16 protein-coding genes and 2 pseudogenes are annotated in these 24154 nt (G+C 43.2%); 6 read left to right on the top strand and 12 right to left on the bottom strand.

Annotated elements, in window-relative coordinates; translation table 11 throughout:
- Together AC2VE5_RS12980 and AC2VE5_RS12975 are read left to right on the top strand one after the other, a co-directional pair.
- Positions 1 to 554, top strand: a pseudogene (locus AC2VE5_RS12980) (hypothetical protein); the annotation flags it as partial.
- A gap of 83 nt (positions 555 to 637) precedes the next feature.
- Positions 638 to 1235 (top strand): annotated as a pseudogene (locus AC2VE5_RS12975) (IS630 family transposase); the annotation flags it as partial.
- Here the strand turns inward: AC2VE5_RS12975 and AC2VE5_RS12970 are convergent.
- Entirely contained in the window at positions 1213 to 1392 is a 180-nt protein-coding gene (locus AC2VE5_RS12970) for a type I-MYXAN CRISPR-associated protein Cas6/Cmx6 (protein ID WP_486888165.1), read from the bottom strand. The pseudogene AC2VE5_RS12975 and the gene AC2VE5_RS12970 overlap by 23 nt on opposite strands.
- Before the next feature lie 599 nt (positions 1393 to 1991).
- Between AC2VE5_RS12970 and pruA the strand changes: the two genes are divergently transcribed.
- The gene (pruA, locus tag AC2VE5_RS12965) at positions 1992 to 4961 is read left to right on the top strand and encodes an L-glutamate gamma-semialdehyde dehydrogenase (RefSeq protein WP_486888164.1); all 2970 of its coding nucleotides are present in this window, start codon (positions 1992 to 1994) and stop codon (positions 4959 to 4961) included.
- A 549-nt stretch (positions 4962 to 5510) separates the two neighbouring features.
- Here pruA and AC2VE5_RS12960 read toward each other — a convergent pair.
- The gene (locus AC2VE5_RS12960; protein ID WP_486888163.1) at positions 5511 to 5867 is read right to left on the bottom strand and encodes a hypothetical protein; all 357 of its coding nucleotides are present in this window, start codon (positions 5865 to 5867) and stop codon (positions 5511 to 5513) included.
- A gap of 609 nt (positions 5868 to 6476) precedes the next feature.
- On the opposite strand from AC2VE5_RS12960, the gene AC2VE5_RS12955 reads away from it, so the two are divergent.
- Both AC2VE5_RS12955 and AC2VE5_RS12950 read left to right on the top strand, forming a co-directional pair.
- Positions 6477 to 8309: a response regulator gene (locus AC2VE5_RS12955; protein ID WP_486888162.1), complete on the top strand. Its 1833-nt coding sequence runs from the start codon at positions 6477 to 6479 to the stop codon at positions 8307 to 8309.
- A gap of 33 nt (positions 8310 to 8342) precedes the next feature.
- A complete protein-coding gene (locus tag AC2VE5_RS12950) occupies positions 8343 to 8924 on the top strand; it encodes a GGDEF domain-containing protein (protein ID WP_486888161.1) in 582 nt (193 codons plus the stop codon).
- A 17-nt stretch (positions 8925 to 8941) separates the two neighbouring features.
- Here AC2VE5_RS12950 and AC2VE5_RS12945 read toward each other — a convergent pair whose 3' ends face one another.
- The 9 genes from AC2VE5_RS12945 to AC2VE5_RS12905 form a co-directional block, all read right to left on the bottom strand.
- Complete coding sequence (locus AC2VE5_RS12945; protein WP_486888160.1) at positions 8942 to 13117, bottom strand: CheR family methyltransferase; 4176 nt, start codon at positions 13115 to 13117, stop codon at positions 8942 to 8944.
- 163 nt (positions 13118 to 13280) lie between these two features.
- On the bottom strand, positions 13281 to 14153 hold the full coding sequence (locus AC2VE5_RS12940) for an S-methyl-5'-thioadenosine phosphorylase (RefSeq protein WP_486888159.1): 873 nt from the start codon (positions 14151 to 14153) through the stop codon (positions 13281 to 13283).
- 250 nt (positions 14154 to 14403) lie between these two features.
- Entirely contained in the window at positions 14404 to 14784 is a 381-nt protein-coding gene (locus AC2VE5_RS12935) for a hypothetical protein (RefSeq protein ID WP_486888158.1), read from the bottom strand.
- Between the two features lie 140 nt (positions 14785 to 14924).
- Complete coding sequence (locus AC2VE5_RS12930; protein ID WP_486888157.1) at positions 14925 to 15740, bottom strand: Tab2 family RNA-binding protein; 816 nt, start codon at positions 15738 to 15740, stop codon at positions 14925 to 14927.
- 33 nt (positions 15741 to 15773) lie between these two features.
- Positions 15774 to 16355 (bottom strand): signal peptidase I, encoded by a 582-nt coding sequence (lepB, locus tag AC2VE5_RS12925; protein WP_486888156.1) that lies wholly within the window; start codon positions 16353 to 16355, stop codon positions 15774 to 15776.
- A gap of 77 nt (positions 16356 to 16432) precedes the next feature.
- Positions 16433 to 17245 (bottom strand): DUF3598 family protein, encoded by an 813-nt coding sequence (locus AC2VE5_RS12920; protein ID WP_486888155.1) that lies wholly within the window; start codon positions 17243 to 17245, stop codon positions 16433 to 16435.
- Positions 17242 to 19119: a sensor histidine kinase gene (locus AC2VE5_RS12915; protein WP_486888154.1), complete on the bottom strand. Its 1878-nt coding sequence runs from the start codon at positions 19117 to 19119 to the stop codon at positions 17242 to 17244. The genes AC2VE5_RS12920 and AC2VE5_RS12915 overlap by 4 nt, the downstream gene beginning before the upstream one ends.
- A gap of 365 nt (positions 19120 to 19484) precedes the next feature.
- Positions 19485 to 20027 carry a peroxiredoxin family protein gene (locus AC2VE5_RS12910; RefSeq protein WP_486888153.1) on the bottom strand — a complete coding sequence of 181 codons (543 nt, stop codon included), beginning with the start codon at positions 20025 to 20027 and terminating at the stop codon, positions 19485 to 19487.
- Between the two features lie 103 nt (positions 20028 to 20130).
- Positions 20131 to 20742, bottom strand: coding sequence for a peroxiredoxin (locus tag AC2VE5_RS12905; protein WP_486888152.1), 612 nt, complete (start codon positions 20740 to 20742; stop codon positions 20131 to 20133).
- 143 nt (positions 20743 to 20885) lie between these two features.
- Here AC2VE5_RS12905 and AC2VE5_RS12900 point away from each other — a divergent pair, with 143 nt between their 5' ends.
- Positions 20886 to 22865, top strand: a complete 1980-nt coding sequence (locus AC2VE5_RS12900) for an amylo-alpha-1,6-glucosidase (protein WP_486888151.1) — start codon at positions 20886 to 20888, stop codon at positions 22863 to 22865.
- Between the two features lie 298 nt (positions 22866 to 23163).
- On the opposite strand, the gene mdh is transcribed toward AC2VE5_RS12900, so the two are convergent.
- Positions 23164 to 24129, bottom strand: a complete 966-nt coding sequence (mdh, locus tag AC2VE5_RS12895; protein ID WP_486888150.1) for a malate dehydrogenase — start codon at positions 24127 to 24129, stop codon at positions 23164 to 23166.
- Positions 24130 to 24154 lie beyond the last annotated feature (25 nt).

The following is a 24154-nucleotide window of genomic DNA, read 5'->3' as shown; positions in this document are numbered from 1 at the left end:
CGGGTGGCTCAAAAGGGGGATTAACTGTCCCCTTATTCAAGTTGAAACAGTTGCTTTCTAGGGGGCTAGAGCAAACTGAGGCAATGTGGACACCGATTACCCTCGCTTATAATTGGGTTCACCATGCAGCACAGATTCTTGACAATCGTGTTGAATTTGATGCACCTATTGTCCAACTTTGTTTTCAAGCTTTACTTGAGGCAATGTCTGCTCACCAAACAAGTGCAGGTTCTCTGCTGCCAGGCATTATTCATTTCCTTAAAGTCACAGCTAGTTATTGGTCAGGATTATTCCACTGCTACTCGGTGCCAGGTTTACCCAGAACCAACAATGACTTGGAGCATATTTTCGGCACCGTGCGTCATCATCACCGCCGCTGTACAGGTCGCATCCGTTGCTCCAGCAACACTTGTATTACGTGGCAGCGTTCAATTGATTGCTTGCGTTGCTACTCAACTCACCACTTGGTCTGCTCAACAGTTAGCTACTGTCTTAATTGCAGATTGGCGTTTCTTACGTTCCCAGTTAGCACAACATCGCATCAATCGGTTTGAGCAACTACGTTTTCGGCGTTCTCCTGCTGATTACCTTGCTTTATTGGAAGCTCAATTACTCTAGCTAACTTTGCTACTATAGAAAAAAACAGGAGATTACAAACTGGTTGGAAATTCGTAAAGCCCAGATTGTATCGGGTGAGCTGATGGTCTTCTTCCTAGATGAATGTCATCTATTATGGGGAGATATCTGTGGATATATATGGGGCAAAAAACAAGAGCGTATTGAAGTTCCAGTTGTCAATGAACGACAAAAGCAAACTTACTATGGCGCACTCAACCTCCACACCCATAAGTTTTTAATCAAAGCATATGCTCAAGGCAATTCCCAGTCGACTATTGCTTTTCTGCAATATCTGCGCTCACAATTCCCTCAAAGGCGTATCGCCCTAATTTGGGATGGAGCAAGTTATCACCGCTCTGCTGAAGTCAGAAGTTATTTAGCATCGGTCAATCAACAGTTGGATGAGTTGGATTGGCAGATCACTTGTATTCGCTTTGCTCCAAATGCCCCAGAGCAAAATCCTGTGGAAGATGTGTGTTTACAGGCAAAACGGTTCATCCGCGAGTTCTATCATCTGTGTAAATCTTTCTTTGCCGTGAAGCGATTGTTTGAGTTAGTAACTCAGAGCGCAAATTTTTGATTTTCCAAAGGTATTTATCTATGGTGCATTTTCATGAGCCATTTAGGATTGCTATAGTTTAGTTCATGAAGGGGAGGACAAATACGGGACAAGGCAGCATAAATAGGATAACCATTATCAAGAGGAATCGGTGCGCCTCTCAGCTTAAACGTTAGGTCTACATATTCCTCACTGTTAATAAATCTGGCTATCATAGAGGGGAATTTCGAGAAAAATTTAAAGATGTCAAAGCTTGTTTAATACATCAACATCCTATTGTGCAAAATTGTCCTCATTGTCATTGCCAATTACTGTGATTAAACTAGGTTTCTAGTTTAGGCTATTGTTCGCAATGTTCTCAGTGGTTAGGAGGATCTTCTAAAACTTCAGTAGTTACTCAGGAGAGATGGATAGCCGAAACTCGTTATCCCATACCAGCATAAACCGCTTCTGCTTCATTGGATATGAAAAGTCCGGCACTTTCATGCTTTCTAGGCTAAGTTAAACTCACGGCAAGCTTATCGTTTCAATTCGGATTAGCGGCAAAGTCATGCTTCCAATTAGTGAATTTTATCCAAAATTAGCTGACGGAAGAATGAGGGCTATAGTGTTGTAAACGGCAAACTTATGGTTCCAGTTGCGGCAAAGTTATGGGTAAAGTCACAGTCTATCTTTGAATGGAAATAGGCAACCTTTGTGATCGTTTAATAATTATCAACAAAAACACTACTCCCAAGCATTACGAGAAAAGAGAGAATAGTAAATTATAAGTAATTCTCGTCTAAAGCATCGAAAAACTGGGAGTCAGTTCATAGTGGTATTACAAGTAGAAAAAAACACCTACGAAGCTAAAGTTCAAGAAATAGCCAAACAACTCCTAGCTGCTACGCGGGAGAATCGCTCTTTTTTAACCTCGTTACGCGATCAAATGCGTTGGGATGATAAATTACTAGCTTGGACGATGAGCAATCCAGGTCTACGGGTGCAGTTATTTCGCTTCATCGACTGCTTACCTGCTTTGCACAATAAGCCAGAAATTGCCGCCCATATGCAAGAATACTTGCAAGATGAATCAGTAGAACTTCCTTCCGCCCTTAAGGGATTGCTCAATTTTGCTTCTCCTGACTCAATTCCTGGACAAGTAGCCGCTACAACCGTTTCTACGGCGGTGGAAACTCTAGCGCATAAGTATATTGCTGGCGACAATATGAAAGAAGCGCTTAAAACTATTGAGCGTTTACGCAAAAATAAAATGGCGTTTACCCTCGATTTGCTGGGGGAAGCCGTAATTACGGAAGCTGAGGCGCAATTTTATCTCGATCGCTATCTCGATCTAATGACGCAACTTGTAGAAGCTTCTAAAAAGTGGACGCAGATACCTAGTATTGATAGCGCTGATGGCGAAATCTTGCCGCAAGTACAAGTATCTGTAAAGCTTACAGCCTTTTATTCTCAGTTCGATCCGTTAGATGCGACAGGTAGTGAAGAAAGAGTAAGCGATCGCATTCGCATATTATTACGTCGCGCCAAGGAATTAGGGGCAAGCGTCCATTTTGATATGGAACAATACGCCTATAAGGATTTAACTCTATCCATATTGAAAAAGCTATTGATGGAAGATGAGTTTCGATCTCGCACTGATGTGGGGATGACAATTCAAGCTTACCTGCGTGATAGCGAACAAGATACCAAAGATTTAATCTCTTGGGCAAAAGAGCGCGGTTATCCGCTCACAATTCGGCTAGTTAAAGGTGCGTATTGGGATCAAGAAACCATCAAGGCAATGCAAAAAGATTGGCAGCAGCCAGTTTACAACGAGAAAGCCGCCACTGATGCTAATTTTGAAACCATTACCCAGTTATTGCTAGAAAATCACGAGTATGTATATTCAGCCATTGGTAGTCATAACGTGCGGAGTCAAGCATTGGCAATTGCGATCGCCGAAACGCTAAATATTCCCCGCCGTCGCTTTGAAATGCAAGTATTGTATGGCATGGGCGACAAATTAGCCTCGGCTTTGGTAGCTAGAGGGCATCGAGTGCGCGTTTATTGTCCTTATGGCGAACTACTGCCCGGAATGGCTTACTTGATCCGGCGTTTGCTCGAAAATACAGCTAATAGCTCGTTTTTGCGCCAAAGTATGGAAGAATGCCCGGTAGAGGAGCTTTTAGCACCTCCCGTTGTACATAATCTCACTACCCCTAAAGTAAATTTAGGTTTTGCAAATGCGGCAGATACGGACTATGCAGACATGGAATTAAGAGAAAAATCTCATCAAGCTTTTGTTAACGTCCGCCAACAGCTAGGTAAGCATTATTTACCGCTAATTAACGGCGAATATCAACAAACAGAGCAAACCGTTGATTCGGTGAATCCTTCTAATTACAGCGAAGTTATTGGCAAAGTCGGGCTAATTTCTGTAGAACAAGCAACAGCAGCAATGGCGGCGGCAAAAGCTGCCTTCCCAGCGTGGCGCAAGACACCTGTAAAAGAACGCGCGGCAATATTGCGACGCGCTGCCGATTTGATGGAACAAAGACGCGCCGAACTATCAGCCTGGATAGTTTTAGAAGTAGGTAAGCCTGTAAAAGAGGCTGATAGTGAAGTCTCTGAAGCTATAGACTTTTGCAACTATTACGCTGCGGAAATGGAAAGGTTAGATGCAGGCTTTAGCTACGATATTGCGGGAGAAACTAACCGTTATATCTATCAACCGCGAGGAATTGCTGTAGTTATTTCCCCTTGGAATTTCCCTTTAGCGATCGCCGCCGGGATGACAGTAGCAGCTTTAGTTGCGGGTAATTGTACGTTACTCAAGCCTGCGGAAACTTCTTGTGTAATTGCGGCTAAATTTGCCGAAATCCTAGTAGAAGCGGGCATTCCCAAAGGTGTATTTCAATACGTGCCAGGAGTAGGATCTAAAGTTGGGGCTTATTTGGTCAAGCATCCTGATGTCCATTTAATTGCCTTTACAGGTTCTCAAGAAGTTGGCTGTCGGATCTATGCAGATGCAGCAGTTGTACAACCAGGACAAAAACACCTCAAGCGCGTCATTGCAGAGATGGGTGGAAAAAATGGCTTGATTGTCGATGAAAGTGCCGATCTCGATCAAGCTGTCGTTGGCGTTGTCCAATCTGCCTTTGGTTATAGCGGGCAAAAGTGTTCTGCTTGTTCGCGGGTGATAGTTTTAGAACCTATTTACGATGCGTTTGTAGAGCGTTTGGTGGAAGCTACGCGCAGTCTCAATATTGGTTTAGCCGAATTGCCTAGCACCCAAGTGGGTCCAGTAATTGATGCTAATGCTAGAGACAAAATTAAAGAGTACATCGAAAAAGGCAAGCAATCAGCCGAACTTGTATTAGAAATGCCCGTAGCTGATAGCGGATATTTTGTTAGTCCGACAATTTTTAGTCAAGTTGACCCGCAGAGTGCGATCGCCCAAGAAGAAATTTTTGGACCTGTAATTGCCGTAATTAAAGTAAAAGACTTCACCGAAGCGATTTCTGTTGCCAATGGTACAAACTTTGCCCTTACTGGCGGACTTTACTCCCGCACTCCTTCCCACATTGAACAAGCGCAAGCAGAGTTTGAAGTAGGCAACCTATACATCAATCGCACAATTACCGGAGCGATCGTTGCTAGACAACCTTTTGGTGGTTTCAAAATGTCTGGTGTAGGTTCTAAAGCTGGAGGTCCCGACTACTTACTACAATTTTTGGAACCGCGCACCATTACTGAGAACATTCAGCGCCAAGGTTTTGCACCTATCGAAGGCGCGCAATAGTTTTATGTTCACAGCATCTTTTCGCGTAGCGCGAGAGGTTTTTAAAAGTAGTTAAGGGATTGCTTTAGCAAAAAAACTAAGGTTTGGGGGTATGCCCCCAAACCCTTTTAAATAAAAGTTTTATCTAAATGCTACTAACTTCAGATGAAGGGCGATCGCTCTATTTCTCTACTCGGTTAATAAACTGGCATTTCTTGGTGACAGTGACTACAACGCCAGAAAATTCTTTCTAAGCTTATATGACGCAGCAAAGTGTAAGAGCAACAAGGGCAATCATACTTACTTATCTTAGGTTTGCCACTATACAACATTGTATTTTCTTGGCGGCTCCAAGTTAAATAACAATTCGGCGCTGGAGAAGACTTATTTAATACAACTTGCATTTTTTACTTGATTTTTGTGAATATTAGGCTCAACTTCTGCGATCGCAACTGGCAAGGTACAAAAGCTGGAGAGTGCAAGCCATCAAACCTCACTCAATGATTTTAAAAGCATCCCAGTCATTGCGATCGCTTTTACTGGAATATTTACAAGCTATTCAAAATGTCATTAGCTAGATCGAGTGAGAATATCACTGTTTAAATTCTCCATTTGAGTAAGGCGACTACCAACCCATTCCGCATTTTCCCGCAGGAGATGTAGAATACCTCCGTGAATCAAATTCTCCATCTGTATCCGCCCCTGTATAGGAGCAGGGTGTATAAATTTAGATTCCTTAAGTGTTAGCTTCTCCCCTTGAACTACATAGCGATTGGGGGTGTGAGTTAGGACGTGGGCAAGTAGCCTTTGCCGCATTTCCGGCAAAGAAAAGGCTACTTGATAAGGAGATTGGGGATAATCTTCTAAAACATTTTCAATTTCTGTAATTGCAACGGGCAATGTTAAGTTAATTAGTTCGTAGGGCATTTTATATTTCTAATGGTTGAGGTGTTGACGGCGCGATCGCAAGAAGTTATTTTTAAAAGCTTCAATTTGGAGGAAATGGTCTGAGCGGTCAAATTAATTAAGGTTCTGCTTCCCTCAATATGCAAATAAGAGTAAAAATAGCGCTCCAGCAACCAATAATTTAAAATTTGAAATGATTGCACCACAAGGTTTTTGGCTAAGAATTTTGTGGTGCAATTGTATCGATAAACAAGCGATGAAATAGCTACGGCAGAATTTGTGTTTCACGCCCTCAGAGGTTGCAACCTTACCTAAAAATAGGCATTTTTGGGCAATATTTTCGCATCCGTTGAAAATTTTAGATGATTTTCTTAAGGCGTGGAGCCATTGCGTGGCATTTCCTTACAGCTTTGCTGCCTTTGTTCCTAACTCAGGAAATAGCTTGGCTTGAATATAAGCATACTCAAACTTTGTTAAGATTTTGTGAATAAGTCAGTAGAGCATTCAAAAATGTATCCCAAGTAGTATCAGGTTCAAGTCAATAGCAACCAAACTATGAATAACAAAACTTGTTTATTTAACCGACTTCAGGGCTATCTTGTAGCAGGAGCTAATAATAAATAATTGTTTATGAAAATTCTGCTAGTAGAAGATGATGAGGGGGCGGCAGAAGTATTAAAAAATACTCTTATAAAGCAGCATTATTTGGTTGATGTAGCAATAGATGGTCAAGCTGGGCTGTCTCTTGCCGAATCGTTTGCTTACGATCTAATTGTGCTGGATATCATGTTGCCAAAGCTAGATGGTCTAGAGGTTTGCAAGCAGCTACGCCAGAAAAAAATTGATATCCCAATTCTACTATTGACAGTGTTGGACAGTAGCGCTACTAAAGCGATCGCGCTAGATACTGGAGCTAATGATTATCTGGTCAAACCTTTTGACACTAAGGAGTTATTGGCTCGGATTCGGGCTTTGCTTCGTCATCGAAGTCCGGCGCTGTCGTCAGTTATGGAAGTAAGAAATCTTAAGCTTGACTCTAATAGTTGTAGAGTAAGCTGCAATGGACAAGTTTTACCTCTAACTGCTAAGGAATACGCTCTAATCGAGCTACTTTTGCGTAACAGTCACCGGATATTTAGCCAAACATTATTGCTCGATTACCTTTGGCTATCGGAAGAAAGCCCGTCAGAAAATACTGTGAGAGCGCACATTAAGACTTTACGGCAAAAACTTAAGCAAGTTGGCATAGATGGATTGATTGAGACAGTTTACGGATTGGGGTATCGACTGCGATTAGGGGAAGATGAAGTTAAAAATCCGTCGGCGCTAATGGTTCGCTCCCAAAACAATGCGATCACTTCTGTAAATCCAAAAGAGCCACAAAGTTCGCCGTCAATAGCGGCCATTTGGGAGCGATTTAAGCCAAAGTATACAAGTCGCGTCACAGGTTTAGAAGCAGCGATAAAAGCCCTAGTTGCAGGGACGCTAACGCCCGAAGGCGAACAAGAGGCTATAGGGGAAGCTCACCTGCTAATTGGTTCTCTAGGTAGCTTTGGTTTAGCGGAAGCCGCGCGTTTATCCCGCAAAATTGAACAGATTTTTCGCTCTGGAGTCAAATTCTTCAGCAAAGAGCGAATTGAACAGCTTGAGCAACTGATTGCAGCGTTGCGCCAAGAAATAGAACGCCCTATGGCGACACAACCACCTGTTCAAGATAACGCTCCTATTAAACAGCAAAAACGACTGTTGATTGTAGATAATGATGTTCAACTAGGCGTGCAGTTAATCAAGGAAGCGGCAATTTGGGGAATTCAGGCACTTGTCGCTACAAACATCACCCAAGTACAAAATGCGATCGCCCAAAAATATCCAGATGTAGTGCTGCTCGATCTAGGCTTTGACGGTTCAACTGAGAATGGTCTAAATCTATTAGCAGAACTGACGAGCGGCGATCGAACCATCCCCGTGCTAGTATTCACGGCTCTTGAAGATTTTGCGATTCGGGTAAAAGTCGCTCGCCAAGGAGGACAAGTTTTTTTATCCAAACCTGCGCTGAGTGCTTCAGTTTTGGCATCAGTTGCCCAGGTATTACAGCAATCTCATATCATTCAAGCAAAAATTTTAGTCGTAGACGACGATCCTCAGATGTTGGATATTCTCCGCACTATACTAGAGCCTTGGGGGTTTATACTTGCTCTACTAGACGATCCCCAGCATTTTTGGACTACTTTAGAACAAGCTAACCCCGACTTGCTGATTCTAGATCTGGAAATGCCCCAGTTGAGCGGCATCGATCTATGTCAGGTGGTACGCAACGATCCCCACTGGAGTGAATTACCTGTACTATTTTTATCGGCTCATAGAGATGTAGAGACAGTGACGCGCCTGTTCGCCGTCGGTGCAGATGATTACGTCAGTAAGCCAGTTTTGGAACCAGAATTACAGCAGTTCTCATTCCGATAAAGTACAGCTTTAGGATTTAATTACTGTGAGGTCATGCTTAAGGTGTACTGCACTCAAGTGCGAACCGCTATAATTGCTCGTATCCTCAATCGGCTAGAACGAACCTACATCCTCCGTAAGCTGGCGGAGACTGATATCCTAACTGGTGTTGCCAATCGGCGCAAATCGATTCAAGAACTAACTCGCCTGCTGCATCTAGCTAAGCGCCAAGGTCAACTTGTATGCTTTGTCATAATAGATTTTGACCATTTCAGTCAAGTCAATAACCAACACGGTCATGAGGCTGGCGATCGCGTACTAAGTCGATTTGGGACGCTGTTGCAGCAAGAGTTTCGTAGTGAAGATGCGGTTGGTCGTTGGGGGGGTGAGGAGTTTGTTGTCGGGTTGTATGGTGCAACCCGGTTTCAGAGCAAAGCTCGACTAATACAATTGCTAGAAACTATGGGTCAGCAAGAATTTACTAGCGCTAGTGGGGAGTTGTTTCGGGTGACGTTTAGTGGTGGCATAGCCCAGTACCCAGAACATGGTACAGACTTGCAAGCTCTTTACCGTAGTGCTGATGCTGCACTTTACGAAGCCAAAGCCAAGGGACGCAATCAAATAGTAAGTTTGTAGGTATATTTGTTTCCACCTCACCCCGTTACCGGATTTCTCTGAGCAAGCTCGGCAATAATTAATACTAATTGCTCTAGATTGACGGGTTTGGCAATATGCCTTTGAAAACCAGCACTAAGAGTCTCACTTTGCTCATCTCCTCTCACGTAGGCTGTCAGGGCGGCAGCCGGAATCTGCCCTCCAAGCTCTGCACTAAGCTTTCGTACCTGACGAATGAGCGCGTAGCCTTCCTCCTTGGGCATTCCAATATCTGACAACAATACATCGTATTTCCCAGGGTTTGCTGTTAAAGAGGCGATCGCATTTTTTGCTGAATCAACTGCCGTTACTTCGGCTCCATAATGTTCGATCATTGTTTTTAGTAACTCTAGTAAACCCTCCTCATCATCAACCACAAGTACCTGCAATCCTTCAAGGAGCGAGGTGCTAATTGAAGGAGGTAAGGAAGTAAAATCTTCTTCGGCTATAAGTCTTGTCTCTAGGACGGGTAGCTGCACTATAAATGTCGCCCCCTGCCCCTTACCTAGACTTTTGGCGCTCACCGTGCCACCGTGCAACTCTACCAAATGCTCCACAATCGATAATCCTAGTCCCAGTCCACCCTCTGAGCGCGTGCTGCTGCTATTAGCTTGACGGAACCGTTCAAAGACGTAAGGAAGAAAATCGGCACTGATACCCTGCCCTGGATCGCTGACTTCAATTTGGGCAAAGGAGCCAAGGCGCTCAAGTTTGACTGTAATTCGCCCCGTAGCTGGCGTAAACTTGATGGCGTTAGAAAGCAGATTCCAAATTATCTGTTGCAAGCGGTCTATATCGCCAGAAATCTGGATGGTTTCTGGTTCAAGCACAGCTTCTATTTGAATATTTTTAGTTGCCGCCGATTGCTGGACAATATCAATAGCAGACTTGATCGTCGGTGCTAGGGCGATCGCCCGGAGGTTGAGTTGGAGCTTGCCTGTAGTAATGCGTGAGGTGTCTAAGATGTCTTCAATTAGCTTCGCTTGCGCTCTGGCACTGCGATCGACTATCTCTAGCGCCTGCTGGGTTTTGGCTGCGTCCAACTTACGATTGCGGAGCAAATGAGTCCATCCAAGTATAGAAGTTAGAGGGTTGCGTAATTCGTGCGAGACAATTGACAAAAACTCATCTTTAGCCCGATTGGCTATTTCCGCCTCAGAGCGAGCCGCCTGCTCAGCAGTCAACAAGCGATCGCTTGCTAGTGCAAATAGCTTCCGCTCGGTAATGTCCTCAATCGACAGCAACAGTTGAGTATCTTCTTGCAGAACTTTACACGCATTTAGTAGCATAGTTTTCTGCCCGATCTGCTTAAAACTATGTTCTACTTCAAAGTCTTGAATCGGGGTGGAATTTTCTAGAGCATTTTCTAAAAGCTCCCGCAGCCCTTGAAAATTCCACTCGCCATCTCCCAGATCGAAAATCGAAGCATGGGTAGTTTCCACAGGTGAAACTTGAAATTTTTGATAGAAGGCTTGATTTGCGTGATTCACTCGCAGTTCCGCATCAAGCACGAGCAAAGGCACTTGGACTGTTTCTACAATTGCTTGAGCATAATTGCGGGCGGATTCCAGCTTGGCGGCACTGCGTTTGAGGGCATCAATGTCTATCAATACCACCACTGCGCCGTCAATCTGGTTTTCTATAGTCCGGTAAGGACGAATGCGGAGGTTGTACCAGTACCCGGAAGTGGTTTGAACTTCTAGCTCTTTGGGGCTGAGGGTATTTATGACTTCTACAATCAAGTCTTCTAAGTTAACAATGTCAAGGTTGGCGTTGATATCTCTAAAGGGTCGTCCGATATCTGTGGGAATAAAATTGAGTAACTTTTGCGCCGTTGGTGTGAAACGTCGAACCCGCAAATCGTTGGTCAGCATTAAAATTGGGATATCAATACTTGCCAGCAAATTTGTCAGATCGTTATTGACATCATGTAGTTGCAGGTTACGACTGCGGAGTTCTTCATTAGTTGTGTTTAGTTCTTCGTTTGTAGATTGAATTTCTTCTTTAGCAGTTTCAAGCTCCTCATTGCTACTTTGCAACTCCTCGTTGCTCGATAAGATTTCTTCATTGGCGACTTTGAGGTCTTGGTTGCTCTGCTCCTGCTCTTGAATCACCGCTTGCAGATACTCGCCAGCCACCGCCCGCTCTTGGTTTGCCGTTGCCAGTTCCTGCCGCAGTCGAACCACTTCCTGCTCTAAGTCACTCTGCTCTACCTTTTGGGCATTTCCTTCCTGCCGGAGGTTGTTAATTCTGGATGTTGCTTCTTCAAATAAAACTACAAAGTAGTGTTCTTGAGAAGTCCCATCAGTAAAGAGAATCACCTCAAGATTAACAATTTTTGTGAGATCGCCTTCTTCGACTCGTAACCCTTCTTTTCTCACTAGCCTATCTTGCCGTTGTGCCTGATAAATTGCGGCGCGTAACACAATACGCAAGTCTTCTCGCACCATTTTAAATAAGTTAAAGCTTGGCTCTCCCGGCGAAAGTCGCAGATAAAAGCTAGTTTCGCCGCGAAGTTGCAAAACATCCATTTTGCGATCGATCGTTACACCCACTGGAGCATAGCGATTCAAGATTACCTTGTCGGTTTCTTTCTGTAAGTCAAAATTATTTATCAGAGGATTGTTGAGGGACTCCGGGTTATCCACCTTTGAACTTAAATAGGTGCTGGTAACAAAAGCAAAAGCTGGCAGATTTCCGGTTATTTTTTTGCTATAAATTTTATGCTTTTTATCAACTAGAGCAAATAAGTCCGAGTGTTGACCAGTGCTTTCCGAAATGCCTAACATTAGAAATCCCGTTGGGTTGAGGCTGTAATGGAAGATGGGTATGATCCGTTTTTGCAACACCTCGCCAAAATAAATCAACACATTGCGACAGCTAACTAGATCCAAATTAGAAAAAGGTGGATCGCTATTCAAGTCTTGTCGGGCAAATACACATAGTTGCCGAACAGCTTGACTCACTTGATAGCTGCCAGAGTCTAGTTTGATAAAAAAGCGGTGTCGGCGTTCTGGTGAAACATCCTCCATCTGACTTTCTTTATAAACTCCGGCTCTTGCTTGTTCAATTGCTTTCTCGCTGATATCGGTGGCAAATATTTGAATGGGCAGATAGTTCGCACCTTCTCCCAAAAATTCTAGCAAGCACATTGCAATCGAGTAAGCTTCTTCCCCCGTCGCACATCCGGCAATCCAAATCCGAATAGGTGACTTTGCTGCCTTATTTTGGACACTAACCGGAAAAACTTGCTCTTTTAATAGTTGAAAGGCTGAAGATTCTCGGAAAAAACTGGTGACATGAATCAGAATTTCTGCACACAGTGCCTTAACTTCCGCCGGATTATCTTGCAAATACTGCGCGTAATCTTCTAGCTCTACTAGCTTGTATAACAACATTCGTCGCTCTATTCGCCGACCCAGAGTGGTAGGCTTGTAGTGGCTAAAGTCCACACCTGCGCAAGATTTGAGCAAGGCAAAGATGCGCGGCATTGCCTCCTTGATTTGCGGAGATTTCACCAGCTTGGCTGTCGGCGGTTGAGCAATAAAAGGATGAAGACTAAGCTTTGCTAGTTCCTCAGCGATTTTTTGGGGAGGCAAAATAAAATCTACGTTACCTGTTGCCACTGCTGTATTTGGCATACTGTCAAATTTTGCCGTACCTTCACACTGAGCAAAAGTTACACCTCCGGCGGCTTTAATCTCTGTTAGGGTTGCCGAACCGTCTCCATCACCTCCAGATAAAATAACTGCGATCGCTCTAGAACCTCGCTCGGCTGCCAAGGATGTAAAAAAGGCATCCCCAGGCATATATTTTCCTTCCACCTTTTCCCGCGCCGCCAGTCGCAGCATCTCTTGAGCCAAAATCATTTTGGTATTAGGCGCAATGACGTAGACGTGGTTTGGTTCTACTACCGCACCGTCAATTACTTCACTGACAGGCATTTGAGTTTTTTTCGCCAAAATCTCCGCAAGCAGACTCTTGTGGTCGGGAGCTAAGTGCTGAATCAATACAAATGCCATCCCTGTATCGATGGGCAAGTATGTCAGCAATTGGATAAAAGCTTCTAGTCCGCCTGCTGAGGCGGCAATACCAACGATGGGAAATCTACTGTCTTGCGGCTGTGTAACGGAGGCTTCATCAGTGGATTGTGGAGCGGGCTGTTCGGAGTTCATAACAGAAAAATACTACCAGAACGATCGCTCGGCTCAATTTTTGATCCAAAATCGCTTTACTAATTTAATTCATCAGTAAATGATTTTGCGGAGCAGGGGTTATTAATGGTTTAACACAAGAAGCTAATTGTCTGCCCTCACCTATGGTACATCGCAACTCTTTCTACATATATTTTTTCAACAACAGTTCTAGCTTTTGTTTTGTTTCTTGAGAAACCTTATCAAAGGTCGTCAAAATTGCTTGCTTTAAAGCTGAATGCGCTTCGCAATTAGGTGGATTTTCGCTTAAACGCTTGACAGTTTCTTGAATTACTTTTTGGGCGTTAGCTGCATTGCGCTGTAAGTTGGCAATTACCATTTCTACCGTTACGCTGTCGTGGTCTGGATGCCAGCAATCGTAATCTGTCACCAAAGCTAAAGTAGCATAGGCAATTTCTGCTTCTCTAGCTAATTTTGCCTCTGGCAAATTGGTCATGCCAATAACTGTAGCTCCCCAACTGCGGTAAAGATGGGATTCAGCTTTGGTAGAAAATGTCGGACCTTCCATACATAGGTAGGTTCCGCCACGATGCAAAGTAACATCCGTCAAATTGAGAGAAGAAATCGCCTCCGTCAAAACTTTAGCTAGTTGCGAACACACGGGGTCTGCAAAAGCAACATGGGCAACGATTCCTTCACCAAAAAAAGTCGAAACTCTATTTTTTGTTCGGTCGATAAATTGATCTGGCACTACCATATCTAGGGGTTTGGCTTCAGCTTTCAATGAACCCACGGCGGAAGCAGAAATGATATACTCTACCCCCAACTGCTTCATGGCATGAATGTTCGCCCGATAAGGCACTTCTGATGGTAGCAGCGTATGATTGCGTCCATGACGAGCTATAAATGCTACAGAATTTCCTGCCAAAGTCCCCACAATTAAGGCATCAGAAGGCGAACCAAATGGGGTAGTAATCAGCACTTCTTCTACATCTTTGAGGGCATCCATTTTGTAAAGCCCACTACCCCCAATGATGCCAATTTTTGCTTCTGCCATCTTGCTTTTCCTCTATTTCGCTGCAATGTCCAGCTATTTTACTGGAAAGGAGTTGTTTTTGTTGACCTAAATATTACCTACTAACTGAATTAGTGGCTGAAAGCCTTGATTGAGCTAAGAGGTAATGTAAAAATTAGTATTTATTTCTAGTTGATTATTATTTTATTTTTGACATAAAAAAACCGTTCAAACTTTCTTCTCAAAGATCTGTCCAAGCGGTTGGATTAAATATTCAATTGGCTAAAGTTGTCTAAATTACACCTGTACCTTTACCACGGCGATCGCCATCCATTGTTAGTTCGCCTTCTTTGTCGTGGTTGACTTCTGCCAATTCTTGAGCGCGGTTAGCTTCGTCTTGCGCTTCCTCTTGTTTGCGATCGCCTGGTTCTTCGTAGTACATTTCTGGTTCAACGGCATAATTGTTTGCTAAACCCTCTTGATCTACCGTTGCACCGCCTGTAGTATCAAGGCTTTTGTCGGCGGCTTGTTCGTGAGCCGTTTCGCGATAATCTCCGCCTTCTCTATCCATCCGTGCGGCTACTTCTGCGGGGATAATGCCCCGATCGGCGCTAGAAGTATCCATTTCGTCGTTTCTAGTAGTTTTTTCTTTTGAACTTGCTTCGTTATTCATGAGTCTTGCCTCAAAAAAGGGCTGTTTATTATGTGTTTTAGACTAAGACTATTTTGAATTGTGCGTATCTACCTTCGGTCTTAACTCTTAGTTATGACTTTTATTTTTATTAAAAATTCAACAAAAAAGTATACGTTTCTTTACTCTTTTTCTAGCAGCCAAAAGCCACTATAAGTCATCCCCGAATTATCGGGTTGTACCAATAAAAAATGCAATCCTTTAGTTAATTGTTGACGCTGCGTGTAAGCAACCGCCGCCGAAATTACTTCTTGGTCAGTAAATGTATTCACAATGTATCGACTGCTTAAACCTGCTTCTAAAACCAATCCATTAGGATCGCCAGCAATATAGTTGAGCGCCACCGGATGGATACTTTGCAACCATCTTGCTAGTTGCATCGATTTTCTACCTCCATCAATCACAACTCCGGGAATCGCCACGGTAGATGCTAATCCTAAGTTGAGGGGTAATAAAAATTCTGGCATCTCTTTTACAGGAATTAGACGCTGAGCAAAGCCTTCTACAATGTCTCCGGCGCTAATTGTTGCAAAGCGCCACTGTTGACCCCACAGGTCTTCTTTTAGAGGTACGGGGGGTGGTTTATCGATTTCTAAAGCTCGATCAGCGCCGTTGTGGGAGGAATTTTGACGTTCTTGCAACCATTGTTTTAAAGCAAAGGTGCGGCGCGTTGCTTCTACAGCAATCCCCAAGTTTCCAGCCGCTAATTGAATTAAACTGAGCGATTGCGGACGAAATACTTGAATTAAATCTGGCTTTTGGTCTTTGCTTGCTAGTTGCAATTGCTCCGTTAGCCATTTAACGCCAGCTTGCGACTGGGGACAAACAGCAACGTACGTAAATAAGCGATCGCGATCGCAAATCAATAATTGCCACAATACTTCTTCTGCTGAGCCTTGCAGAGGAAGACGATAAAAGTCAGCCTGCCAAATATTCATGACTTCATTTTAAGCAAGAGAGGCGGTTTCGGCTCAATTTCTGGCAAAATTAATCACTCGTTCGGGGGGCCAAAAAAGGACAAAGGCATTTCCGATTAGGCGATCGCGATTCAAAAATCCCCACACATGACCGTCATAACTTTTTTTTCGATTATCACCCAAAACTAAATAAGAGTTTTTCGGGACAATTTGCGGACCCCACTTGTAATCTGGCTTGTTGGTAATATAATTTTCTTGCAACGGTTGATTATTGACATACACTCGCCCACCTTTGATCTCTATTTGCTCCCCTGGTAAGCCAATAACTCTTTTAATAAAGGGATCGGTTGACTTTTCTTTTGCCACAATTGCTGGCGGTGGAGTAAATACCACGACATCTCCACGGTGAGGACTTGCAAAGTGGTAGCTAATTTTATCTACAAATAAGCGATCATTGACTTCTAAAGTTGGTTCCATAGAGCCAGAAGGAATCAAATAGCACTGAGCGCCTGCTATCCGCACTCCAAAAGCCAAACATAAGGTCAACCCGACCGTTGTTACTCCTTCTTGCAACGAGTTTTCCGACTTGCTCAACCGAAAGCTTTGTAAATTTATTGACTTAGCAAATGATTTCACGATACTTCTCAGTATTTTTACTAGATATTAAGGGCAATTATATATAATTTAATCTATCAATATGCGTAATTTTACTGTCAATTGGGAGTGCGATACTCTGTAACTAATGTAAGATTAACCCATTCACCTTTGCTATTGTAAGTGCGAATTAGCCTTTGCCGCTCAAGAGGTGATCGCAGCCAGCCAACTTCGAGAAAAAAACCTGTGCCAAGGTTTAGCTGCAAAGGACAGGTAGAAGAAGCTCCATCTGGTAAGAGTAATACTTGATACCCACTATCAAAGCAAAGAATAGAACCTGTGATGGTAGCTTTTGATGTAATAGTGCGTTCGGGAATAGTAAGTTGCTGCCATAGCTCGTTTTCTCTCACCCGCTCAATTTTGAGCGAGCAAGAGTAAGTATCTGGCGATCGCCAATCTGGGTATAAAGTAACTGCTTCGCCTTGCCATGTCCCAACTAAATCATCTACTGCTAGTTGAGGTTTTTCCGGTTCTGTAGCTTCTGCCAGTTTTTCGCGAATCAGAGTTAATCTGTCTAACTGACCATTACTAAATAACTGAACTAATCGCAGGCGGCGATTTTGATGAATTAATCCTAGTTCTGCGCCAAAGTCGGCAAAAGGTGCGAGTTGAATTGAACCTGTAGAAAAAGCACCATCATCGAAAAATAAAATTCCCCGTCCCAATGAACTATATTCAAAAACTTGGTCTTCTGGAGGACAATTTGGAGGCAAGCGGCGGACGATTTGACGGATTGTTTGGTTATCGTTCAAACCTGTAAAAGAAACCATTGTGGGCGTATCTTCTACTAATTCTCCTTGAGGCGACAAGCGAGTAAAAGAACCATGCCATTGACCTAGATTTTCTAAAAAACACTGCCACTGAGATTTCATAATACAGGCACTAGCGGTACTTCCACAATAAAGCAAGTTTGCTGGCGATCGCTATCTACCACATTGATTGTTCCTCCTAAGCGGCTAAGTATTTGCTTAACTAGCGCCAGCCCCAACCCCGTACCTCCTTGCTTCCAGCGATCGCTATCGGGGATGCGGTAAAAACGGTCAAAAACTCGTTCGCGTTCGCTTTTAGGAATTTTTACCCCAGAATTTGTGACACTTATTTGCATTACTTCTTCCTTGTTAACGGCTTTAACTACGATTTTTTCGTTGGGAGGGGTATATTTGCAAGCATTGTCTAATAATTCTGTAAAAACCCGCCCCAAAGAAGCTGAGTCACCGATCAAATTGGGTACTTCTGGAGCAACTTCTAGAGTTAATTGCTGCTGTTGATTTTTTAGTCGTTGGTTAAAAGGTTCGATAATTTCTGGCAACCAAGTTTGTAAGTTAATTGATGTTAGTAGTAATGGTTGTACGCCTGCATATATCTGTTGTAAATCTAGTAAGTCGTCAATTAAATTTAATTCTCGTTCGCACTCATTTTGTAAGATTTGATAGTAACGGGCAACTTTGTTTTGTTCGCTTGCTGGTTTTCTTAGTTCTGCAAACAATTCTTGAGAACGATTCAAAGCTATTCCTAACATCTGAAGTGCCATCTTCATGTTGGCTAGGGGCGTACGCAATTCGTGGGAGACGGTGCTTAAGAAATCATCTTTGAGGTTGCTTAGTTTTTCTAATTCCTCTACTTGTACTTGCGATGCTTTATACAATCTTGCTTGTCTCATAGCGATCGCGCATTGGTTGGCGACTTGTTGTACCAAACGAATTTCAAGTTCGCTAAAAGCATTAATTTGTTGCTTAAATAACCATAAATCGCCTAATACACCGCGATCGTCAAAAATTGGGCAAGCCAGCATTGCTACTGTACCTTTGATCCCCGGTACTAATTGGCAAAATTGAAAGTATTGCCCTTGCAATAATTGGTTGTACCCATCTTGAAATTCAGCCATTTGCATGACTTTTCCTTGAGATGCGGGTAAGGAAGTAGTGTACTCGTAGCTAACCGTTGCGGTTCCTTCCTCAATATTGTACAAAGCACTATCGCAGCCATCAATATTTAAAGCTACAGCTAATTCCCACACTGCAACTTGCAAAATTTGGTGTTCATCTAAACTATCGCGGACATCGTCGCTAATGCGTTTGAGAATTGCCTCGTAGTCGAGGGATTGTTGTAATTCTTTGGTGCGCTCTTTAACTTGATTTTCTAAGTTGGTATTTAGCTCAACAACTTGCTGGTATAGCTCAGATTGTTGAATAGCTATAGATACTTGGGTGGCTAATTGCTTGAGCAAATCTATCTCCAATTGTTGCCACTGACGCGGCTGGGAGCATTGATGCACAGCTAGTAATCCCCAGAACTTGCCTGCATACAGCAAAGGCATAGTTAAACTTGCTTTGACTTGCTGTTCTTGCAAAAATTGGTTGATAGCAATATCGCTATGTTCTTGGATATTGTTAAGTACGCGCATCTCGCCCTGTTGGTATTGGGCTAAACGCTCCCTAAACAAAGGTGTAGCGATTTTTATATTTAGCAAGGAGGTGCAACTAGGTTGAGTAGATTCGGCTACCACAGTAGCTACACCAGTTGTAGCTTCAACTCGATAAACTACTACGCGATCGCAATTGAAAAACTGACGGACTTTTGTAACAGTGGTACTAAGTATTTCCTCTAAGTTTAGAGAGGCGCAAATCTGTCCGGCGATCGCACTCATTAATCTTTCGCGCTCGGTTTGCTGACCCAATTGCAGAATTAGATCCTGCCTTTTGGTTATTTCTTGTAATAAAGCTTCGTCAGCTTGAGAACTTTCCACTGTTTGCGATCCAACTTGCTGTCTTCAATAGTTAGGGCGACCTTACTTAGAAAAATAGTTTTTATAAAGCGCAATCGCGGAGTTGTTGTGTACCAAGGTTAACTTAGTTTTCGGCTCTGTCAAGGCGATCGCGCGACTGTAAGAAATATTAAAATGTTGACTAGGCTCGTTTCTAGTAATTAAATCGCTAAGAAAATTACGCTATTTACCTAACTATATTAGTTTAGCAAGCCTCGCGCGTAGTAAAGCTATACCTAGAGAAGATATCCTTTTTCTCCAAAGCCTCCATAAAAATAATCGTAACCCTCCCAGAGATGGTATAAATCGAGGGTTTGCATCTAGCTGGAGAACGAGTATCGATCTTTCTACGATTTAAGGCATTGCTCTAGCAAAGTTTCGATACTAGCGTTATGAGAAAGAAAAGAGAATAGATGTTTGTAACGCAGCTTACCTTCAATATCTGTGACAAATTGCCCTGGTAAAGGCGCTCCCAATGCTTGACCTAGTTTATAAGAATGAAACACCCGACAACTAGGATCGCTCAGTAGAGGCATTTTGAGGTTCAAATCGCTAATAACTTTTTGGCTTTGCACTTCGTCGGTACTAGCAATTAATAAAACTTCCACACCGATATTTGTAAACTTTTCGTAGTTTTCATTCAAAGCTTTAATATGCGGAAAGCAAAGCGGACAATACTGCTTTTCTGTAAAAATGCGCGTAAAAGCAAGTAGTACGGGCTGCTTGTTTCTATATTCTGAAAACTTGATCGTGCGACTATTGGTAATATCCGGTAAACTAAAACCCGGTGCTAAGTCCCCTACAGTCAAATCGTTGGTTGCAGGAATTGGCAACAAATTGCGGAAAAAACGCTCGTTTAGTAAGCCGCTAAAGTCATTAGAAGTCAGCATAAATAGTTAGTTCCCGATAATATTAAAGCCCCAATAAGCTGTAGATATTTAATCTTTTAGCATTGGGGCGTTTTTTTGGTTTAGTTGTTACTAGACGTAAATGTTACACCGAAGCAAAAAATACCTTTGACTTGACAGGATCGGGAACCATTGTTTGGTCGCCGGGTTGCCAACCTGCGGGACAAACTTCATCAGGGTGCGATTGCACGTACTGAATTGCTTTAAGCGTCCGCAACGTTTCATCTACACTACGTCCAAAGGACAAGTTGTTGATGGTGGCGTGTTGAATAACGCCGTCTTTGTCAATAATGAACAAACCACGCAAAGCGACCCCTGCTTCTGGATCGAGGACGTTGTAAGCGGCGCTAATTTCTTTTTTGATATCTGAAACTAGAGGATAATTTAGATCGCCCACACCCCCAGATTTGCGATCGCTCTGAATCCATGCTAGGTGTGAAAATTCACTGTCAACTGAAACTCCCAAAACCTCTGTGCCAATTTGCTTAAATTCGTCAAAGCGATCACTAAAAGCGGTAATCTCTGTAGGGCAAACGAAGGTAAAGTCTAGAGGATAGAAGAACAAAATGACGTATTTGCCACGATAGTCAGATAGCTTGAGCGTCTTAAATTCTTGATCTATTACGGCGGTAGCGGTAAAATCTGGTGCTGTTTGACCAACTCTCAAGCATCCTTCGGCTGCGTAATTTAGAGGCATTAAATTAGTTCTCCTTGATGACTTAGGCGTTTTATCAATCTGTTCGCGGGCAATTATTAGCTAGATTTTGCCCGGACATGAAATAATTGATTATTTACGAACTGTTACGAATATATCATAGTCATAACGATTTTGAGTAGCAAATGGGATTAGATACAAGAGAATGGCTGCTGACTAACGGGCTAGGAAGTTTTGCCAGTGGTACAGTCTGCGATGCGAGGACGCGGACTTATCACGGTTGGCTCGTAGCAGCACTCAATCCACCAAGCGATCGCACTATGCTGTTTTCCCATCTAGAAGCAAGTTTAGAAGTAGCTGGGGAAATGCAGGCATTGGGAACAAACTTTTGGGGTAGCGGAACGGTGGAGCCGTTGGGCTATAAGCTGTTGCGCTCTTTTACTATTGAGCCAAGTCCGACTTGGGTATGGGGCGAAAACCAGTGGCAGTTGACAAGACAAATAGTTATGCCCTATGAAGGGGATCGAACAGAAAAATTTTTGCATCGCGTCTTGATTCAATATCGCTATACAGGGAAGGAAACAGCAATTTTGCGCTTGCGATTGATGATTGGCGATCGCAATTTTCACCACCAACAAAGTGCCGAACCCAATTTACAGTTTTCCCAGTTGGTAAAACAAAATCAGCTTTATTTGCAAGCAATTCGACCAGAGCAAATAGGTACGCTTTGGCAGTTGCAATGGACGAAAGGAGAATATCAAGCACACCCCGTATGGTATTGGAATTATCAACTAATTGAAGAAAGTAAACGAGGATTGGGCGATCGCGAAGACTTATATAGTCCAGGCTACCTAACTATAAAATTGTCACCAGGAGAAAACCTAGTTATCGAGGCAAGTAGTGGTTCTCGTGAAGCACCACTACTTAAAGAGCGGGATTTTGATAGCGCCATAGAAGCCCAACAGCGTAGATTTAGGCAATTATTTTCGCAGCTAAAAACTTTTTCATGCCAGCAAATACTACAAACTGGAGATAGTTTTATTGTTTATCGTCAGTCGATTAAGGGACAAAGTGCGATTGCTGGCTACCATTGGTTTAACGATTGGGGACGAGATACGCTAATTGCTTTACCAGGACTTGCTCTAACTACAAAGCGCTTTGAGTTGGCAAAAGGACTGCTGCAAACCTTTGGAAGGTATTGCCGTAATGGTTTGATTCCTAATGCTTTTCCAGATACCAATAGCGAACCATTTTATAACAGTATTGATGCAACTTTATGGTGGATTGAAGCCTTGGGGCTGTATCTAGAAGCTACTCAAGATTGGAATTTTTTGGTCGAACAATACCCCACAGTTAGGCAAATATATAAAGCTTTTACTGCTGGTACGCAATACAATATTCAAGTTGATGCGGCGGATGGCTTGCTGGGCTGGGACGTACCCAATGTAGCTTTAACTTGGATGGATGCCGTAATTGATGGTCAGCCTGTAACTCCAAGGCGCGGTAAGCCTGTAGAAATTAATGCGCTGTGGTATTCGGCATTATGTTGGTCTAGAAGCTGGGCAGAGCGATTAATGACGCTTCAAGTTGAAAATAGCGATCGCTATTACAAGCAAGCTCAGTATTACGAAGGACAAGCCCAACAAGTAAAAAACTCTTTGCAAAAGTTCTGGAACCCAGTTGCTGGTTACTTGTACGATTTAATTGAGCCAGACGATCGCCCCAATGCCCAAATTCGTCCCAATGCCATTTTGGCTCTTTCGCTTTATCACTGTGGATTCGATCCAGTGCAAGGGCAAAGTATCGTCCAAGTAGCCAAAAATCGCTTGCTTACGCCCTATGGATTACGCAGTCTCGATCCCGCCGATCCGGAATATATAGGCAACTACGCTGGCAATTCTCACCATCGCGATCGCGCTTATCATCAAGGTACGGTTTGGATGTGGCTAGTTGGGGCATTTATCCGTTCGTGGCAGCGTTTTTACCCATCAGAAACTCTCCCTTTCAGTTTGCAACCGCTATTAGAGCATTTTCACAATTCTGGCTGCATTGGTTCTATTTCGGAAATTTTTGATGGCGATCCGCCTCACGCGCCCCAAGGTGCGGTTTCTCAAGCTTGGTCTGTTGCCGAATTAATTCGCCACTGGCACGATATCAAGTTTTAATGCTCGTCCCTATCTTGCCAATAATCCATTAGTTGCAATCGACTAACTTTGAGTCAAGGCAATTAGTCTAGATTGATGCCCAACTCTATTATTCAATTTACTTAAAAATTTTTATGGCTCAGGGTAGATTTGAACCGCCGGCATCAGGCTTATGAGTCCTAAGCAGCTAGATATCAAACCCTAGCCGACTATAGGTTACAGAATTGTTAACAAAATCATGACTAAATTCTGACTAAAAACTGTAGGAAGATTCCGATTACAATCTGAACTAAGAGTGTGGGGGAGTTATACCAATTCTTTATAAAATTGTGATCGCTCTCTCAATATTTTGCCTTAGTGATTCAGCGCAAGTATGCAACGCAGCTAATTCAGCATCCGTAAGCTTTAGTTCCCAAATTTTGGTAATGCCACTACAACCTAAACTACAGGGAACGCCGATAAAAACATCTTGCAATCCATACTCACCTTGCAAGTAAGCGGCTACAGGCAATAAACGCGATTGATTGAGTAATATGGATTCCACCATCAAACAAGTAGATGCTGCTGGGGCAAAATAAGCACTTCCTGTCTGCATCAATTCCACAATCTCTGCGCCACCATTACGAGTTCTAGTTACTAAACGTTCAATAGTCGCCTCATTTATCAATTCAGTAATTGGTACACCCGCAACCGTAGAATAACGCGCTAAAGGAACCATCAAGTCGCAGTGGCTGCCCAAAACCATTGTATGTACGTCCATCACGGGTACGCCCAATTCCATCGCAATAAAAGCTTGAAACCTGGCTGAATCTAATGCCCCCGCCATTCCCATAATGCGATCGCGCGGTAACTTTGTTGCTTGCCATGCGAGGTATGTCATCACATCCAATGGATTTGTAACGACAATAACAATTGCATTAGGAGAATAAGCGATCGCCGATTTTGCTGCTTCTACAACTATCTTGGCGTTAGTCTGCATCAATTGATCGCGACTCATACCGGGTTTGCGCGGTAATCCTGCCGTAATTACGACTACATCGGAGTCAACGGTATCCGCATAATTTGTTGTACCGCTAATTTGGCGATCGTGTAAGGAAATTCCTTTTGCTTCTAAAAGATCTAACGCCAACCCTTGAGGCATCCCCTGAACTATATCTAGCAGCACTACATCAGCTAAGTTTTTCTCAGCAATCTTTTGGGCTAGAGTGCTACCAACTTTACCCGCACCAATCACGGTAACGCGGGGCGAATTGTAGGCTGGGGAAGATTTGACGGCAGCTTGCATACAAAAAAGGCGATCGCACTAGGAA

This window comes from Aliterella sp. E5.1 (genome assembly GCF_057473825.1).
This window is presented reverse-complemented; position numbering and strand designations above follow the sequence as displayed.

Excerpts from the sequence above, each read along its gene's own strand:
- AC2VE5_RS12950 (WP_486888161.1), top strand. The coding sequence starts at position 8,343 with ATGCTTAAGGTGTACTGCACTCAAGTGCGAACCGCTATAATTGCTCGT.
- AC2VE5_RS12920 (WP_486888155.1), bottom strand. The coding sequence starts at position 17,245 with ATGAAATCTCAGTGGCAGTGTTTTTTAGAAAATCTAGGTCAATGGCAT.
- AC2VE5_RS12970 (WP_486888165.1), bottom strand. The coding sequence starts at position 1,392 with ATGATAGCCAGATTTATTAACAGTGAGGAATATGTAGACCTAACGTTT.
- AC2VE5_RS12940 (WP_486888159.1), bottom strand. The coding sequence starts at position 14,153 with ATGGCAGAAGCAAAAATTGGCATCATTGGGGGTAGTGGGCTTTACAAA.
- mdh (WP_486888150.1), bottom strand. The coding sequence starts at position 24,129 with ATGCAAGCTGCCGTCAAATCTTCCCCAGCCTACAATTCGCCCCGCGTT.
- AC2VE5_RS12935 (WP_486888158.1), bottom strand. The coding sequence starts at position 14,784 with ATGAATAACGAAGCAAGTTCAAAAGAAAAAACTACTAGAAACGACGAA.
- AC2VE5_RS12910 (WP_486888153.1), bottom strand. The coding sequence starts at position 20,027 with ATGCTGACTTCTAATGACTTTAGCGGCTTACTAAACGAGCGTTTTTTC.
- AC2VE5_RS12945 (WP_486888160.1), bottom strand. The coding sequence starts at position 13,117 with ATGAACTCCGAACAGCCCGCTCCACAATCCACTGATGAAGCCTCCGTT.
- AC2VE5_RS12955 (WP_486888162.1), top strand. The coding sequence starts at position 6,477 with ATGAAAATTCTGCTAGTAGAAGATGATGAGGGGGCGGCAGAAGTATTA.
- AC2VE5_RS12930 (WP_486888157.1), bottom strand. The coding sequence starts at position 15,740 with ATGAATATTTGGCAGGCTGACTTTTATCGTCTTCCTCTGCAAGGCTCA.
- AC2VE5_RS12900 (WP_486888151.1), top strand. The coding sequence starts at position 20,886 with ATGGGATTAGATACAAGAGAATGGCTGCTGACTAACGGGCTAGGAAGT.
- AC2VE5_RS12905 (WP_486888152.1), bottom strand. The coding sequence starts at position 20,742 with ATGCCTCTAAATTACGCAGCCGAAGGATGCTTGAGAGTTGGTCAAACA.
- AC2VE5_RS12960 (WP_486888163.1), bottom strand. The coding sequence starts at position 5,867 with ATGCCCTACGAACTAATTAACTTAACATTGCCCGTTGCAATTACAGAA.